The sequence below is a fragment of the Pseudomonas tumuqii genome, from assembly GCF_013184545.1.
GTDB lineage: Bacteria > Pseudomonadota > Gammaproteobacteria > Pseudomonadales > Pseudomonadaceae > Aquipseudomonas > Aquipseudomonas tumuqii.
On sequence record NZ_JAAOJA010000001.1, the window covers coordinates 403,675 to 418,346 of the forward strand.

The following is a 14,672-nucleotide window of genomic DNA, read 5'->3' on the forward strand; positions in this document are numbered from 1 at the left end:
GGTGCGCACGGTGCACCCTACGGGCCGCCTATTTAATTGCTTTAAGCACCACGAACTTGGGTGTGGCCGCGACCTGCTCGACGCCGCGGAACAGCCGTTTGAGTTTGGCGTGGTAGCCCAGGTGGCGGTTGCCGACTATCCATAGCTCGCCGCCGGTGACCAGGGCGGCGCGGGCCTGCTGGAACATGCGCCAGGCGAGGAAGTCGCCGACCACCTGCTGCTGGTGGAACGGCGGATTGCACAGCACCAGGTCCAGCGAGTCGGCTGGTTGCTCGGCCAGGCCGTCGCCGGCGCGGATCTCCACCGGGCGCTCGCCCAGGGCCGCGCGCCAGTTCTCCAGCGCGGATTGCACCGCCATATAGGATTCGTCGACCAAGGTCAGCTCCGCTTGCGGGCTGCCCAGCGCATAGGCGATCCCCAGCACGCCATTGCCGCAGCCGAGATCCGCTACGCGCATGCGGCTGAGGTGCTTGGGCAGATGCGGCAAGAGGGCGCGGGTGCCGATGTCGAGGTCTTCGCGGCAAAACACATTGGCATGGTTCAACAGTTCGAGGGCCGGTTTGTCCAGGCGGTAGCGCGTGGGGTAGGGCGATACCGGCGCTGGTTTGTCTTCGGGCGTGGCCAGCAGCAGGCGCGCTTTCTTCACCGCCAGCGAGGCCTGCACCGGGCCGATGTAGCGCTCCAGCAGGTCGCCGGCCGCGCGAGGCAGGTGCTTGACCATGCCGGCGGCGATGACCTGGGCGTCGGCGGCCAACTGGCCATGCAGGCGGATCAGCTGTTCTTCCAGCAGCGCCAGGGTCTTGGGTATGCGGATCAGCACCCGGTCGAACGGACCCTGGGCCGTTGCACTGGCCGGCACGAAACTGACCGCGTCTGCCGGCAAGTGATTGCGCGCCAGGTTGGCCTGCAAACCCAGGAAACCCAGGTGCGAGTCGCCGCTGCTGGTGACCTGGGCATGGCCGGCCAGATTGGCCGCCAGGGCACCGAAGCTGTCGTTGAGTACCAGCACGCGCGCAGCCGCGGGCAAGCCCTGCGCATGCAGGTGGTTGAGCAAGTACTCGTCGGCGGCATCGAAGGCCTGCAGGGGTTCGGCCTGCTGTTCGGGCTGGCGGATCAGGTCGAGTCGGGAAAAGGGCGTAACGAATATAGGCATATAGACTGCTGGTGTTTGTTGAGGGCGCTTTGCGCGACACTGTGACAGGCCGTTGAAAAACTACTGCGTTCGGCTATGCCGCGTTGAAGTTAGCCTCGGACTGCTCATGTACAACTCGTACACTCCGCGTCCTCGGCTAACTTCGCCCTGCCTAGCCTTCGCTCGCTACGTTTTTTAACGGCCTGCCAGATCTTCGGCGCAGCAGAGGGAGTGAAGTATGACCGCCAGCGAAGACAAGTTCACCCGGCAGATCTTGAGTGACGTGCATGTGTGGTCGCCGAGCCTGTTCAGCCTGCGTTGTTCGCGGGACTCCGGGTTTCGCTTCCGCGCCGGACAGTTCGCCCGCCTCGGCGTGCAGAAGGCCGACGGCACTGTGGTCTGGCGTGCCTATTCGATGGTGTCGGCGCCGCATGACGAGTTTCTCGAATTTTTCTCCATCGTCGTGCCCGGCGGCGAGTTCACCTCCGAGCTGAGCCGACTCAAGGCCGGCGACAGCTTGCTGGTAGACAAGCAGGCCTTCGGATTTCTCACGCTCGAGCGTTTCATCGATGGCCGCGATCTCTGGCTGCTGGCCAGCGGCACCGGCCTGGCGCCCTTTCTGTCGATCCTCCAGGACTTCGAGGTCTGGCAGCGGTTCCAGCGCATCGTCCTGGTCTACAGTGCGCGCACCGCCGGCGAACTGGCCTATCAGCCGATGATTCACGGCCTCAAAGACCTCGAGCACCTGGCCGAGTATGCCGACAAGCTGACCTATCTGCCGCTGGTGACCCGCGAACAGGCGCCGGGCTGTCTGCACGGGCGCATCACCACGCTGCTGACCAGCGGCGAACTGGAGCGCGCCGCCGGCCTGAGCCTGAAGCCCGAGCACTCGCGGCTGATGCTCTGTGGCAATCCGCAGATGATCGACGACACGCGAAAATTGCTGAAACAGCGCGACCTGCAACTGAGCCTGACCCGTCGGCCGGGTCAGGTGGCGGTCGAGAACTATTGGTGATTGCGGCGAGTGACACCCTGCGGATTGCGGGTGGCACCAGCCTGGGCGCTGTTCCGCTCTATTCCTTGCTTTGCTGGGCCTTGAGCAGGTCGCGAATTTCCGTCAGCAAGGTTTCTTCCGGGCTCGGCGCCGGCGGCAGGGTAGGGGCTACGGCTTCCTCGCGCTTGAGCTTGTTGATCACCTTGACGGCCATGAAGATGGCGAAGGCAACGATCAGGAAGTCCAGCAGGGTCTGGATAAACTTGCCGTAGCTGAGGATCACTGCCGGCAGGTCGCCCTCGGCAGCCTTGAGGGTAATCGCCAGGTCGGTGAAATCGACGCCGCCGATCAGCAGGCCGATAGGCGGCATGATCACGTCGCCGACGAAGGACGAGACAATCTTGCCGAAGGCCGCACCGATGATGATGCCCACGGCCATGTCGACCACATTGCCCTTGACGGCGAAGGCCTTGAATTCGCTGACGATGCTCATGTGTAACTCCCTGATTTAGATGATGTGCAGAGTGTAATGCAGCGCGCGGCAGTTGCCAGGCGCGCGCTCCGAAGTTGTGCCGGTTCAGTAGGGAAAGCGAAGCTCGGGCAGCGTCTCGAAGCCTGCTTTGGCGAACAGATAACCCTGGAACAACTCCACGCCCATGTCGCGCAGCGCATCGAGTTCGCCTGTGCTTTCAATGCCCTCGGCGATCACGCTGACCTGCCAGTTCGCCAGTAGTCTAGGATTTCGGTGTGAAGCAACCAGCTGAGCTAGTCTGATAGATACATTTGGAGGGTGCCGCCATGCCATTGCAATATCATCCACTCAGCCGTGAGTTTCCGCAGTTTGAAGCACAAATGCGCACCTTGTTGCAGGTTGATGGCCATTTCGCCCGCTTGGTCGAGGAATACGATCAGTTGGATAAACGCATCTATGCCGTGATGGATGGCCGGGTGGCGATGGACGAGTTGCAACTGCAGGGCCTGAAGATGCAACGGGTCACCCTCAAGGACGAAATCGAGACCCTGCTGCGCAACGGTGCGGTCGGTTGATCCGGGTCAAGGGGCGCGCCGCTGCAGGGGAATATGCTGTGCACAGTCATTCCCTGGAGTATCAGCATGCATATCGACCATCATCCCCTGGTTCATGATTTCCCCGAGCAGCGTGCCGAGTTGCACGATTTGCGTCAGACCGACCCGGACTTCGCCCGTCTGGCCGATGAATACGAGGCGCTGGATAAGCGCATTTGCCGCGTCGAAGATGGCGTCGAGCTATTGGCCGACGACGCCTTGGCTTTATTGAAGCGCGAGCGCGTTGACCTCAAGGACCAGGTGGCCAAGCGCCTCGCACCGCCTGCCGCTCAGTGCTGCGGTTGCTGCAAGGGCTGAGAGCGCGCCTTGTTTCGCTCGCCCGACGGAGCTCTTGCGACGGCGCTCGATATGTTCCCAACCTCTGATCCGGCTCCCGATAGACGGCCGGGAAAGGCTATGATGCGGGCTTTCGTTCAGGGAGTCCGCCCATGGCCAAGGCCAAGCGCATGTATGGCTGCACCGAGTGTGGCGCCACCTTTCCCAAGTGGGCCGGGCAATGCGGCGAATGCGGCAGCTGGAACACCCTGACCGAAACCATGATCGAAGCCCATGCGGTTGCACCCAGCGGACGCAGTGGCTGGACGGGGCAGCAGGCACAGCTGAAAACCCTGGCAGAGGTCAGTGTCGAGGAGATGCCGCGATTTTCCACCGCCTCCGGTGAACTGGACCGGGTGCTCGGTGGCGGTCTGGTCGACGGCTCGGTGGTGCTGATCGGCGGCGATCCGGGGATCGGCAAGTCGACCATCCTGCTGCAGACCCTGTGCAATATCGCCACGCGCTTTCCCGCCCTCTATGTCACCGGCGAGGAATCCCAGCAGCAGGTGGCCATGCGCGCCCGTCGCCTGGGCCTGCCGGAAGACAAGCTCAAGGTCATGACCGAAACCTGCATCGAAAGCATCATCGCCACCGCGCGCCTGGAAAAGCCCAAGGTGATGGTGATCGACTCGATCCAGACCATTTTCACCGAGCAATTGCAGTCGGCTCCCGGCGGCGTGTCCCAGGTGCGCGAGAGTGCGGCCCTGCTGGTGCGTTATGCCAAGCAGAGCGGCACGGCGATCTTCCTGGTCGGCCACGTCACCAAGGATGGTTCGCTGGCCGGCCCGCGGGTGCTCGAGCATATGGTCGATACGGTGCTGTATTTCGAGGGCGAGTCCGATGGCCGCCTGCGCCTGCTGCGCGCGGTGAAGAACCGCTTCGGCGCGATCAACGAGCTGGGCGTGTTCGGCATGACCGACAAGGGCCTCAAGGAAGTCACCAACCCGTCAGCAATCTTCCTCACCCGCGCCCAGGAAGAAGTGCCGGGCAGCGTGGTGATGGCCACCTGGGAAGGCACCCGGCCGATGCTGGTGGAGGTGCAGGCGCTGGTCGACACCAGTCATATGGCCAACCCACGCCGCGTCACCCTGGGCCTGGATCAGAACCGTCTGGCCATGCTCCTGGCCGTGCTGCACCGCCACGGCGGCATCCCCACCCATGACCAGGACGTGTTCCTCAACGTGGTCGGCGGGGTCAAGGTATTGGAAACCGCCTCCGACCTGGCGCTGATGGCGGCGGTGATCTCCAGCCTGCGCAACAGGCCGCTGGCCCATGACTTGCTGGTGTTCGGCGAGGTTGGTCTGTCCGGCGAGGTGCGCCCGGTACCAAGCGGTCAGGAGCGCCTGAAGGAAGCCGCCAAGCATGGTTTCAAACGCGCCATCGTGCCCAAGGGCAACGCCCCCAAGGAAGCGCCGGCAGGCTTGCAGGTGATTGCGGTAACTCGCCTGGAGCAGGCGCTCGATGCGCTATTCGACTAGAACTGCGTAGGAAGGGCAGTCAGTCGCCTTCGCCCAGCGCTGCCAGTTCGCGCTCCAGCAGGGTTTCATCGCCGAGGTTGAGCTCCACCAGGCGCCGCAGGTGGCTGATCGAGTCGAGGTCGATATGCCGGCAGACGAAGCCGAGCAGCTCGCCATGGGTGCGCGTCAGGACCACTTCCATCTGCACGCAGGCGTCCTCGGCGAGCTGGATGCTGACGTTGAAGGGGTGATTGGGGTCGCCATTCCACTGCGGCGGACGTTTGACCAGCAGCCCCTTGAGCGATACGTCATGCAGCTCGACAGTCCAGCGCCGCTCACCCTGAATGATCTCGGTGGGGGCATCGAAAGCGATGCGCTGAAAGCGTCTACGCTCGTTGCTCGTGTCGCTCATGCAAAAACTCCTGTGCGGTTTTGTCCACTATAGCCAAGGCTGCTACGGCGGGCTTGGCTTTATGCGGCGCATCCGGTGCATAAGGCCCAATGCCTGGCCGGGAGGTCAGGGTGATTATCAATCGCCAGCAGCCAGGCGCTTGTTGCTGCGCCAGTAAAAAGCCCGCCAAGTGGCGGGCTTCTGCGTTCTGCGGTTGCAGCTTAGTTGCCGTAGACCGGGAACTTGGCGCAGAGCGCCTTGACCTGCTCGCGGATGCGCGCTTCGACCGATTCGTCGCCCAGGTTGGCGAGGATCTCGCACATCCAGCCGGCCAGTTGACGGCACTCGTCTTCCTTGAAGCCGCGGGTGGTCACGGCCGGGGTGCCGATGCGCAGGCCCGAGGTGACGAAGGGCGAGCGCGGATCGTTGGGCACGCTGTTCTTGTTCACGGTGATGAAGGCGCGACCCAGGGCGGCGTCGGCGTCTTTACCGGTGATGTCCTGCTTGATCAGGCTGAGCAGAAACAGGTGGTTCTCGGTACCGCCGGACACCACGTCATAGCCGTTGTCGATAAACACGCCGGCCATGATCTGGGCGTTCTTCACCACCTGCTGCTGGTAGGCCTTGAACTCGGGCTGCAGGGCTTCCTTGAAGCACACCGCCTTGGCCGCGATCACATGCTCCAGCGGGCCGCCTTGGCCGCCCGGGAACACCGCGGAGTTGAACTTCTTCTCCAGCGCTTCGTTGGCACGCGCCAGGATCAGGCCGCCGCGCGGGCCGCGCAGGGTCTTGTGGGTGGTGGTAGTGACCACGTCGGCGAACGGCACCGGGTTGGGGTACACGCCAGCGGCGACCAAGCCGGCCACGTGGGCCATATCCACAAAGAGATAGGCACCAACCTTGTCGGCGATGGCGCGGAAGCGCGGGAAATCCAGAACCTGGGAGTAGGCGCTGAAGCCGGCGATGATCATCTTCGGCTTGTGCTCTACGGCCAGGCGCTCGACTTCGTCGTAGTCGATCAGGCCGTTGCCGTCGATGCCGTACTGCACGGCGTGGTAGATCTTGCCGGAGAAGCTGACGCTGGCACCGTGGGTCAGGTGGCCGCCATGCGCCAGGCTCATGCCCAGCACGGTGTCGCCCGGGTTGAGCAGGGCCATGTACACGGCGGCGTTGGCCTGGCTGCCGGAGTGCGGCTGGACGTTGGCGTAATCGGCACCGAACAGCTGCTTGGCGCGGTCGATGGCCAACTGCTCGACCACATCGACGTATTCGCAGCCGCCGTAGTAGCGCTTGCCCGGATAGCCTTCGGCGTACTTGTTGGTCAGTACGCTGCCCTGGGCTTCCATCACCGCTGGGCTGGTGTAGTTTTCCGAGGCGATCAGCTCGATATGTTCTTCCTGGCGCTGGGCTTCTTGCTCCATCGCGGTAAACAGTTCGGCGTCAAAACGAGCAAGATTCAAATCACGGCTGAACATGGCAAATCCCCTGAGAAAATCAGCTGGGCGGTAGAAAGAGGGGGCGAATTCTACCCCATCTCGGCTAAGCAGGGGTATGCAGCGCAGTCATGTGGCGGACAAGTGGGGTTCATGCACAAGGCAGCTTGCAGTTTCGTAGCCCAGACAAGCACCAGGGCAATCCGCGAGCTTTTGCCGCCAGCAACTGCATCCCCGGATTGCATTCGGGCTTCGGAACTGCGACCCATTATCTCGAACAATCCGCACTCCGTAGGGAGTCACTCGCCGCAGGCAGTGCACCTTGGTTTGAACGCGCCTTGCCGTGAACGCCTGGAGACGGCCTCGCTACGGCGCTCGATTGTTTCTCAAGCGCCGAGTGGAATCGGGACGCGCACGGTGTCCGGGGATTCATCCGGCATGCCGCACATCTCGTCATGCACCACAGCATGCACCAGATGGAACGGCAGCTTGGGCAACTCGTGCAACAGCTCGCGCGCATGCTCGACCGAGCGCAGGTGCAAGGTCTGTCCGCTTTTGTCATTGAGCGAGTGAGCGCGACCGTCCATGTGCGCTTCGAGCACGTAGATGCCGCCTTCAATGGAAATCAGATTGAGTTCGTCGATATGCCCGGCACGGGCATGAACAGATAGATCATGCAGGTTCATATGGATACCTCGCTGCCAGCAAGCTGTGCAAGAACCGCTATACCTACAATCCTTCTACAAGACCAGAAAAACACAAGGCACAAAGCAAGCCGCCCGTCCGTTTTGCAACGGCCGGGCGGCGGGTCAGGCGCAGGCTGGATCAGAGGCTGTGAAAATATCGAGCGCCATCGCGAGGCCGCCTCCAGGCGTTCGCGGCAAGGCGCGCTATGTGAAAAGTGGGGGAGTTTAGTGAGCTAAATGACCTCACTTTTCACATAGCGCAACACCACAGCGGATGTTTGGAGAGGGCCGCAGTAGGCGAGAGTTTTTTCACAACCTCTCAGTCCGCCTGGTATTTGGTCAGCTTATCCAGATAACCCATGGCGAAAGCCGAGCCGACGAAGGTCAGGTGAATGATCACGTACCACTTGAGGTGTGCGACCTCATAGTTCTTGGCATCCATGAACACCTTGAGCAGGTGAATCGAGGAAATCGCCACTATCGAGGCCGCCACCTTCATCTTCAGCGAGCCGGAATCCATCTTGCCCAGCCAGCTGAGTTTTTCGGTGCCCTCGTTGATGTTCAACTGCGACACGAAGTTCTCATAGCCCGACAGCATCACCATCACCAGCAAACCGCCGACCAGAGCCATGTCGATCAACGACAACAGGCGCAGGATCAGATCCGCTTCGCTCAGGGCGAAGATATCCGGCAGGATGTGATAGACCTCTTGAAAGAACTTGATCGACAGCGCCAGCACCGCCAACGATAGCCCGAAGTAAATTGGCGCCAGCAACCAGCGCGAGGCGTACATCGTGTTCTCGATAAAGCGTTCCATGGGGTCTCGCAAGTGGCCAATAAAGCTGCCGGCGAGTATACCCAGCGTATCTCTTCAGACAAAGGGCGGGGCAGACAAAGGTGCAAGCAGGAACCACGCCGTTGCGCTTATCCCCAGCAACTGTGGATAACCTTGTGGACAGGCTCGGGATTAACGCCGTCAGGCCAGCGGTGACTGGCCTTTCTGCAGGCTGCTCAAAAGACGATCAGGCCGTGCTCAGCTATCCGGCTGGAATTGGTAATAGCCCTGGCGGCCGTAACGGTCGCCATTCAAACGACGCAACTCGGCCTGGATGTGCAGACGCCAGATCGGCAGCTCGGTGCATTCGTCGTAACCCTGAACCAGCAGGCTTTCGGCAATCCCTGCGAGCACCCCTTCGGCCACGACAGGCCCGCAAAATGGGCCTTGCGCCTTGATGGCAGAGGGTTGGGCGCCGGACAGGCCGGCGGCGCAGATCAATGTCCAGAGGCCCTTGTCGCCAGCCAGTGGCAATACCACGCACTCGATACGGGTCATCAGACCCAGACATTGACGGGTGAGACAGAGGCTGCGCGGCATGGCGGCGACCCTCATGTGATCAGGTCTTCAGCCTACACCCGCACAGGCGGCGCAGGGAAGCCGCCAGTCAGCGGGCTCATCTGTGGATAACTGTGTGGATGAAATCCTCCGGCATCTGCCTGCAGGGCCGCGCCGAAGCCTCGCCCAAGCCGCCGGTTGCGCCCGCCAGCGGCCTGGCAGCAGGTGGAGGGCAGGGACAGCAGATAGGTAAATTTCGAGCGCAACGCCGCAGCGGACAATATGCACTTGCGCAGGCAACCGTGGAAGGGGCTTCAGCCGCGATGCTTTCAGCATCTTCAAGGCCAGTCGCGGCTAAAGCCCCTTCCACAAAGCGGGCCAATACCCACCGCTAAAACGCAGCGCCGCTGGCGTTTTTTCACAGATTCTCAGGCGGCCGGCTTCTTCGCGCGCGGTTTTTTCTCCTTGGGCAGCGCCACCAGCACTTCGGCCTTCACCTCCTTGTCGTCCTCGCTCATGTCGATTTCGGCGATCTCGCGCAAGCGCTCGACCACCCGCGCATTGACGCTGCCAGGCGGAAACTGACCTTCGGCGTTTGGCGTGCCGGCATCTTCGCCGACCAGCAGGCTCAACGCCTCGTCGACATGGCGCACCGCATAGATATGGAACTTCCCGGCCCGCACCGCCTGCAGCACCCGCTCGTCGAGCATCAGGGTGGTGACGTTGGAGTGCGGGATGATCGCGCCCTGTTCGCCGGTCAGGCCACGGGCCTCGCACAGGCGGAAGAAGCCTTCGATCTTCTCGTTGGCGCCGCCGACCGCCTGCACCTCGCCGAACTGGTTGATCGAGCCGGTGATGGCGAAACACTGCTTGAGCGGACGGCGCGACAAGGCGGAAATCAGCGTGCAGACCTCGCCCAGCGAGGCACTGTCGCCGTCGACATAGCCATAGGATTGCTCCAGGGCGATGCTCGCGGAAATTTCCAGGGGAAACTCCTGGGCGTAGCGGCTGCCCAGGTAACCGGTGAGGATCATCACGCCCTTGGAGTGGATCGGCTGGCCGAGGTTGACCTCGCGCTCGATGTCGACGATGCCCGAGCCGCCGGGATAGACGGTGGCGGAAATCCGCGCCGGCATGCCGAAGGCCGAGTCGCCGACTTCCAGCACGGTCAAGCCGTTGCACTTGCCGACCGCGGCACCGGCGGTGTCGATGAGGATGATGCCGGCCAGCATGTCGTCGATGATCCGCGCCGACACGCGGCCGGTGCGGGTCGCCTTGGCTTTCAGGGCGCGCTCGATATGGCCGACGTCGGTGACCGTTTCATTGGCCAACTGGCGGATGAAGTCGGCCTCGCTGACCAGCTGGAACAGGTCGCCGATCCGCGCCGAAAGACGTCCCTGGTGCTCGGCCAGGCGTGCGCTGAAGGTCGCCAGGCGCGCCACCGCGGCGGCGGTCAGCGGCGCCATGCCTTCTTCCATGGTGCGGGTCTTCATCAGCTGGGCAAACTGTTCCAGGCTCTCGTCGGCCAGGGGAATGTCCTCATCGAAGTCGACCAGCACGCGGAACATTTCCTGGAAGTCCGGATCATGGTCCTGCAACGCGTAATACAGCTGGCGCGCGCCAATGATGATGACCTTGACCTGCAAGGGAATGACCTGCGGATTGAGGGTCACGGTGGCGATGCGGCCGAGGTCGCCGAGCGGCGACTCCATCTTCAGCTGGCGCGAATGCAGTGCACGCTTGAGCGCATCCCAGACGAACGGCTCGCCGAGCATCTTCTCCGCTTCGAGAATCAGGAAGCCGCCGTTGGCCCGGTGCAGGGCGCCGGGGCGCAGTTGCCGGTAGCTGGTGTAGAGCGCGCCCTGGTCGGCGTTGTATTCGATGCGGCCGAACAGGTTGTCGTAGGTCGGGTGCGACTCGAACACCACGGGTGCACCGCCATGCGCATGATGACCAACCACCAGGCTCGGGCAGTACTGCTCTTCGAGCAGCTTGCGGGTCTGCGCATCGGCCTTTTCCACTTCGACCAGCTGGTCGACCACGGTCTTCAGCAGGTTGACCTGCACCGCCTGCAGATAGGCGCAGACGCCGGCATTTTCCGCGTACTTTTCCGACAGCGGCGCCAGTAATGGTTGCAGCGCCACGGTGATGGTTTCTTCATTGAGCTGGCGCAGCTGGTTGCTCGACTCGCGCTTCCACTGCGGCAGGCTGGCCAATTCTTCGTTGAGTCGTTCTTCCAGGGTGGAGATGTCGACGTGGAAGCGCTCGCGCTCGGCTTCCGGCAACTGGGCGAACTCGGCCTCGTCCAGCGCCTTGCCCTCGAGCATCGGGGTGAAGGCGATGTTGCTGCTGTCGCGATACAGCGCCACGTTCTTTTCCAGGGACAGCTTCTCGATCACATCGAGCGCCTGGTCGTAGCGCTTGTTGAAGGCGCGATCGATGGCGCTCTTCTTCTGCTGATAGGACGGGTGCTCGAATACCGCCGGGAAGGTCGCCAGCAGGTTGTCGATCAGCAGGTTGATGTCGGCGATGAACGCCCCGGCACTACCTGCCGGCAATTCCAGCGCACGCGGCTCGCGCGGCTCGTCGAAATGATTGACGTAGACGTGATCCGCCGGGGTCGCCAGGCGCTTGGCTTCGGCCTTGAGGTAGCGGTTGACGAACGAGAAACGCCCGGTACCGGGCTCGCCCATGACAAATACGTTGTAACCGGGGCGCGGCATCGCCACGCCGAACTGCAGGGCCTCGACCGCGCGCTCCTGGCCCAGCACACCGCGAAATGGTTCCAGGTCATCGGTGCTGGTGAAGTTGAACTGCTCGGGCGAGAACGGACGGGTGAGTGCTTCAGGTGCCAGCCGCAAATGGGCTGCAACGGAGTCTGGCATTGGTAATCCTTGAACGGAGGGCTGTTGAAATCATGGCCGCATCGACCGCCATCCACAAGCCGTATGGTTGATCCCGAGCAAGCGAAAAGATGCCGGTATGCGTAAGCGTGACGTGGTCACCCCAGGAACCCCGCCCATGCGCTGTTGCAGCAAGTGGCCATCCCCCTGACGTGCGCTACCCGGAGAAATGCCGGTGCGGGCAGTGCCTCGCCGCCCCATGACGACGCGGCTGAATTCACCGCCAGGCGAGTGCAGGCTGACATCGACTGCAACTGAAAGGCCCAGTCGCGCGCGGCAGGTCGTGCGGATGAGGAGGGCAGGCGCGGCCTGCTAGCTGCCGACCACGTGATCGGCGCAGGCCAGGCAGTACTCGGCGGCCGGCAGCACCTGCAAACGCGCCAGCTCGATCGGCTCGCCACAGCGCAGGCAGTCACCATAGGTGCCTTCGTCCAGTCGCAGCTTGGCCATCCCCACCTGGCGCAAACCTTTCTCGGCCTCGGCCAGCAGGGCTTCGAGCACCTCATCGTTCTGTCGTTGCAGGGCCTGCTCGGCAAAATCCGGCGAGTGGCTGCGGGCCAAATCCTGACGAATCGCACTGGCCCGCGCACTGTACTCGGCGAGCAGGGCATCGAGTGCCGCTTGAGGATCGAAAGCAGACATAGGGGAACTCCAGAGGGAAACTTACTCATTCAAGTGTGGACGTTCCTGGCCAGCTTGCACTGACATCAATCACTACTTGCACGAGTAGCCTGGCGACACTGACGTGGCCCGAAGCGGGTGGGTTGTCGCTGCGCGCCTACGGGAAAGCGGACACCCGGGCAGCGTATTGCCGGAAATCAGCCATAAAAAAAGCCTGCACAGGCGATGTGCAGGCTCTTCTTACCAGCAGGCTATTACGCCAGTTTCTTGTGGCGTACCCGGTGTGGCTGGGAGGCGGCGTCGCCGAGGCGTTTCTTGCGATCGGCCTCGTACTCGGTGTAGTTGCCCTCGAAGAACTCGATGTGCGAGTCGTCCTCGTACGCCAGGATGTGGGTGGCGACACGATCGAGGAACCAGCGATCGTGAGAGATGACGATGGCCGCGCCGGGGAAGTCGAGCAGCGCTTCCTCCAGCGAACGCAGGGTTTCCACGTCGAGGTCGTTGGACGGTTCGTCGAGCAGCAGGACGTTGGCGCCTTCCTTGAGGGTCAGGGCCAGGTGCAGGCGGCCACGCTCACCACCGGAGAGGTCCTTGACGAACTTCTGCTGGTCGCCGCCCTTGAAGTTGAAGCGGCCGACGTAGGTACGCGACGGAATCTCGTAGTTGCCGATGCGTATCTGGTCGGAGCCGCCGGAAATCATCTCGAACACCGACTTGCTGCCGTCGAGGTCGTCGCGACTCTGGTCGACGCAAGCCAGTTGCACGGTGTCGCCGATCTCGATGCTGCCGCCATCCGGCTGTTCCTTGCCCATGAGCATGCGGAACAGGGTCGACTTGCCGGCGCCGTTGCCGCCGATCACGCCAACGATGGCGCCCTTGGGCATGCTGAACGACAGATTGTCGATCAGCGCACGGTCGCCGTAACCCTTGCTGACGTTGACGAAGTCGATGACCTTGTCACCCAGGCGCGGACCGGCCGGGATATAGATCTCGTTGGTTTCGCTGCGCTTCTGGAATTCCTGCGACTGCATTTCCTCGAAGCGTTGCAGGCGCGCCTTGGATTTCGACTGACGGGCCTTGGCGCCTTTGCGCACCCACTCCAGCTCTTCCTTCATGGCTTTTTCATGGGCCGACTGCTGCTTGGACTCTTGCGCCAGGCGGTTGGATTTGGCTTCCAGCCAGCCGGAGTAGTTGCCCTCGTAGGGAATGCCGGCGCCACGGTCGAGTTCGAGAATCCAGCCGGCGACGTTATCCAGGAAGTAACGGTCGTGGGTGATCGCCACCACGGTGCCGGGGAAGTCGTGGAGGAAATGCTCCAGCCAGGCCACCGAGTCGGCGTCCAGGTGGTTGGTCGGCTCGTCGAGCAGGAGCATGTCCGGCGCCGACAGCAGCAGGCGGCACAGCGCGACGCGGCGCTTCTCGCCACCGGACAGTACGGCGACCTTGGCATCCCAGGCCGGCAGGCGCAGCGCATCGGCGGCGACTTCCAGCTGGCGCTCGAGGTTGTGGCCGTCGCTGGCCTGGAGGATGGCTTCGAGCTTGGCCTGTTCGGCGGCCAGCTTGTCGAAGTCGGCATCCGGCTCGGCGTAGGCGGCGTAGACCTGATCGAGGCGCGCCTGGGCGTCCTTGATCACGCTGACGGCTTCTTCGACCACTTCGCGCACGGTCTTGTTCGGATCGAGTTGCGGTTCCTGCGGCAGGTAGCCGACGTTCAGCTCGGGCATCGGCCGGGCTTCGCCGTCGAACTCGCTGTCGACGCCGGCCATGATTTTCAACAGGGTGGATTTGCCCGAACCGTTGAGGCCGAGCACGCCAATCTTGGCGCCGGGGAAAAACGACAGGGAAATGTTCTTGAGAATTTCCCGCTTCGGCGGCACTACTTTGCTCAGCCGGTGCATGGTGTAGACGTATTGGGCCATGAATAACCTTGGTTCTAAGACAGAAAACTGAAAATGGCAGCAGATTGTCGCGCGACAAACGCAAGACCATGGGTGACGGCGCCTGACGCAACGCCCGGCACCACACACCAGCGGGCTTGTCGAAAACGCCTGTAACAGCTCCCGCGCGCGTGCGACAAAGCTACCGGAATGCTCCGTGCAGGGCAAACGACGCTCGTCGGCGGCACTGGCACTTCGCCACGGTTATGGCATGCTAGCGCCCCGCGCGCGCGCCCGTTTTTGCTAGAAGGCAGATCTAGTGGAAGACACAGGCACGCCCTGCTTTCATCGAGCCGTAATTGCAGGATCGTCATCAAGTGCCAAGCCACACATCACCGTCGTTACCGCACGCGCCAGGCGAACCGCTGACGCCGCCCTGGCGCA

Annotated in this window: 15 protein-coding genes; 4 read left to right on the forward strand and 11 right to left on the reverse strand. The window is 62.6% G+C overall.

Annotated elements, in window-relative coordinates; genetic code table 11:
- Window positions 1-28 precede the first annotated feature (28 nt).
- On the reverse strand, window positions 29-1,153 hold the full coding sequence (locus G9C89_RS01770; protein ID WP_172143764.1) for a methyltransferase: 1,125 nt from the start codon (window positions 1,151-1,153) through the stop codon (window positions 29-31).
- 217 nt (window positions 1,154-1,370) lie between these two features.
- On the opposite strand from G9C89_RS01770, the gene G9C89_RS01775 reads away from it, so the two are divergent.
- On the forward strand, window positions 1,371-2,147 hold the full coding sequence (locus tag G9C89_RS01775; RefSeq protein WP_172143766.1) for a ferredoxin--NADP reductase: 777 nt from the start codon (window positions 1,371-1,373) through the stop codon (window positions 2,145-2,147).
- A 58-nt stretch (window positions 2,148-2,205) separates the two neighbouring features.
- On the opposite strand, the gene mscL is transcribed toward G9C89_RS01775, so the two are convergent.
- Window positions 2,206-2,619 carry a large-conductance mechanosensitive channel protein MscL gene (gene mscL / locus G9C89_RS01780; protein WP_172143768.1) on the reverse strand — a complete coding sequence of 138 codons (414 nt, stop codon included), beginning with the start codon at window positions 2,617-2,619 and terminating at the stop codon, window positions 2,206-2,208.
- An 84-nt stretch (window positions 2,620-2,703) separates the two neighbouring features.
- Window positions 2,704-2,931 carry an EAL domain-containing protein gene (locus G9C89_RS01785; RefSeq protein ID WP_172143770.1) on the reverse strand — a complete coding sequence of 76 codons (228 nt, stop codon included), beginning with the start codon at window positions 2,929-2,931 and terminating at the stop codon, window positions 2,704-2,706.
- Between G9C89_RS01785 and G9C89_RS01790 the strand changes: the two genes are divergently transcribed.
- From G9C89_RS01790 to radA, 3 genes are all read left to right on the forward strand, one after another.
- Window positions 2,925-3,173, forward strand: coding sequence for a YdcH family protein (locus tag G9C89_RS01790; RefSeq protein ID WP_172143772.1), 249 nt, complete (start codon window positions 2,925-2,927; stop codon window positions 3,171-3,173). The two genes, G9C89_RS01785 and G9C89_RS01790, sit on opposite strands and share 7 nt — an antisense overlap.
- A gap of 66 nt (window positions 3,174-3,239) precedes the next feature.
- A complete protein-coding gene (locus G9C89_RS01795; RefSeq protein WP_172143774.1) occupies window positions 3,240-3,509 on the forward strand; it encodes a YdcH family protein in 270 nt (89 codons plus the stop codon).
- A 131-nt stretch (window positions 3,510-3,640) separates the two neighbouring features.
- Window positions 3,641-5,005: a DNA repair protein RadA gene (gene radA / locus G9C89_RS01800; RefSeq protein ID WP_172143776.1), complete on the forward strand. Its 1,365-nt coding sequence runs from the start codon at window positions 3,641-3,643 to the stop codon at window positions 5,003-5,005.
- A gap of 19 nt (window positions 5,006-5,024) precedes the next feature.
- On the opposite strand, the gene G9C89_RS01805 is transcribed toward radA, so the two are convergent.
- The 8 genes from G9C89_RS01805 to ettA all read right to left on the reverse strand — a co-directional run bounded on the left by G9C89_RS01805 (window position 5,025) and on the right by ettA (window position 14,270).
- The gene (locus G9C89_RS01805; protein WP_172143778.1) at window positions 5,025-5,396 is read right to left on the reverse strand and encodes a PilZ domain-containing protein; all 372 of its coding nucleotides are present in this window, start codon (window positions 5,394-5,396) and stop codon (window positions 5,025-5,027) included.
- 200 nt (window positions 5,397-5,596) lie between these two features.
- Window positions 5,597-6,850 carry a serine hydroxymethyltransferase gene (gene glyA / locus G9C89_RS01810; RefSeq protein ID WP_172143780.1) on the reverse strand — a complete coding sequence of 418 codons (1,254 nt, stop codon included), beginning with the start codon at window positions 6,848-6,850 and terminating at the stop codon, window positions 5,597-5,599.
- Window positions 6,851-7,194: 344 nt separating this feature from the next.
- On the reverse strand, window positions 7,195-7,494 hold the full coding sequence (locus tag G9C89_RS01815; protein WP_172143784.1) for a DUF6482 family protein: 300 nt from the start codon (window positions 7,492-7,494) through the stop codon (window positions 7,195-7,197).
- 319 nt (window positions 7,495-7,813) lie between these two features.
- Window positions 7,814-8,311, reverse strand: coding sequence for a TIGR00645 family protein (locus G9C89_RS01820; protein ID WP_172143786.1), 498 nt, complete (start codon window positions 8,309-8,311; stop codon window positions 7,814-7,816).
- A gap of 216 nt (window positions 8,312-8,527) precedes the next feature.
- Window positions 8,528-8,869, reverse strand: coding sequence for a PA4575 family protein (locus G9C89_RS01825; RefSeq protein WP_172143788.1), 342 nt, complete (start codon window positions 8,867-8,869; stop codon window positions 8,528-8,530).
- A 386-nt stretch (window positions 8,870-9,255) separates the two neighbouring features.
- Window positions 9,256-11,712, reverse strand: coding sequence for a Lon protease family protein (locus tag G9C89_RS01830; protein ID WP_172143790.1), 2,457 nt, complete (start codon window positions 11,710-11,712; stop codon window positions 9,256-9,258).
- Between the two features lie 330 nt (window positions 11,713-12,042).
- Window positions 12,043-12,372 (reverse strand): TraR/DksA family transcriptional regulator, encoded by a 330-nt coding sequence (locus tag G9C89_RS01835; protein ID WP_172143792.1) that lies wholly within the window; start codon window positions 12,370-12,372, stop codon window positions 12,043-12,045.
- A gap of 233 nt (window positions 12,373-12,605) precedes the next feature.
- Window positions 12,606-14,270: an energy-dependent translational throttle protein EttA gene (ettA, locus tag G9C89_RS01840; RefSeq protein ID WP_172143794.1), complete on the reverse strand. Its 1,665-nt coding sequence runs from the start codon at window positions 14,268-14,270 to the stop codon at window positions 12,606-12,608.
- Window positions 14,271-14,672: the final 402 nt, after the last annotated feature.

What these genes read in the sequence shown, in the direction of transcription:
- G9C89_RS01835 (WP_172143792.1), bottom strand. Translation starts at nt 12,372, where the DNA reads ATGTCTGCTTTCGATCCTCAAGCGGCACTCGATGCCCTGCTCGCCGAG.
- ettA (WP_172143794.1), bottom strand. Translation starts at nt 14,270, where the DNA reads ATGGCCCAATACGTCTACACCATGCACCGGCTGAGCAAAGTAGTGCCG.
- mscL (WP_172143768.1), bottom strand. Translation starts at nt 2,619, where the DNA reads ATGAGCATCGTCAGCGAATTCAAGGCCTTCGCCGTCAAGGGCAATGTG.
- G9C89_RS01805 (WP_172143778.1), bottom strand. Translation starts at nt 5,396, where the DNA reads ATGAGCGACACGAGCAACGAGCGTAGACGCTTTCAGCGCATCGCTTTC.
- G9C89_RS01775 (WP_172143766.1), top strand. Translation starts at nt 1,371, where the DNA reads ATGACCGCCAGCGAAGACAAGTTCACCCGGCAGATCTTGAGTGACGTG.
- G9C89_RS01815 (WP_172143784.1), bottom strand. Translation starts at nt 7,494, where the DNA reads ATGAACCTGCATGATCTATCTGTTCATGCCCGTGCCGGGCATATCGAC.
- G9C89_RS01790 (WP_172143772.1), top strand. Translation starts at nt 2,925, where the DNA reads ATGCCATTGCAATATCATCCACTCAGCCGTGAGTTTCCGCAGTTTGAA.
- G9C89_RS01830 (WP_172143790.1), bottom strand. Translation starts at nt 11,712, where the DNA reads ATGCCAGACTCCGTTGCAGCCCATTTGCGGCTGGCACCTGAAGCACTC.
- G9C89_RS01795 (WP_172143774.1), top strand. Translation starts at nt 3,240, where the DNA reads ATGCATATCGACCATCATCCCCTGGTTCATGATTTCCCCGAGCAGCGT.
- G9C89_RS01825 (WP_172143788.1), bottom strand. Translation starts at nt 8,869, where the DNA reads ATGCCGCGCAGCCTCTGTCTCACCCGTCAATGTCTGGGTCTGATGACC.
- G9C89_RS01770 (WP_172143764.1), bottom strand. Translation starts at nt 1,153, where the DNA reads ATGCCTATATTCGTTACGCCCTTTTCCCGACTCGACCTGATCCGCCAG.
- glyA (WP_172143780.1), bottom strand. Translation starts at nt 6,850, where the DNA reads ATGTTCAGCCGTGATTTGAATCTTGCTCGTTTTGACGCCGAACTGTTT.
- G9C89_RS01785 (WP_172143770.1), bottom strand. Translation starts at nt 2,931, where the DNA reads ATGGCATGGCGGCACCCTCCAAATGTATCTATCAGACTAGCTCAGCTG.
- G9C89_RS01820 (WP_172143786.1), bottom strand. Translation starts at nt 8,311, where the DNA reads ATGGAACGCTTTATCGAGAACACGATGTACGCCTCGCGCTGGTTGCTG.
- radA (WP_172143776.1), top strand. Translation starts at nt 3,641, where the DNA reads ATGGCCAAGGCCAAGCGCATGTATGGCTGCACCGAGTGTGGCGCCACC.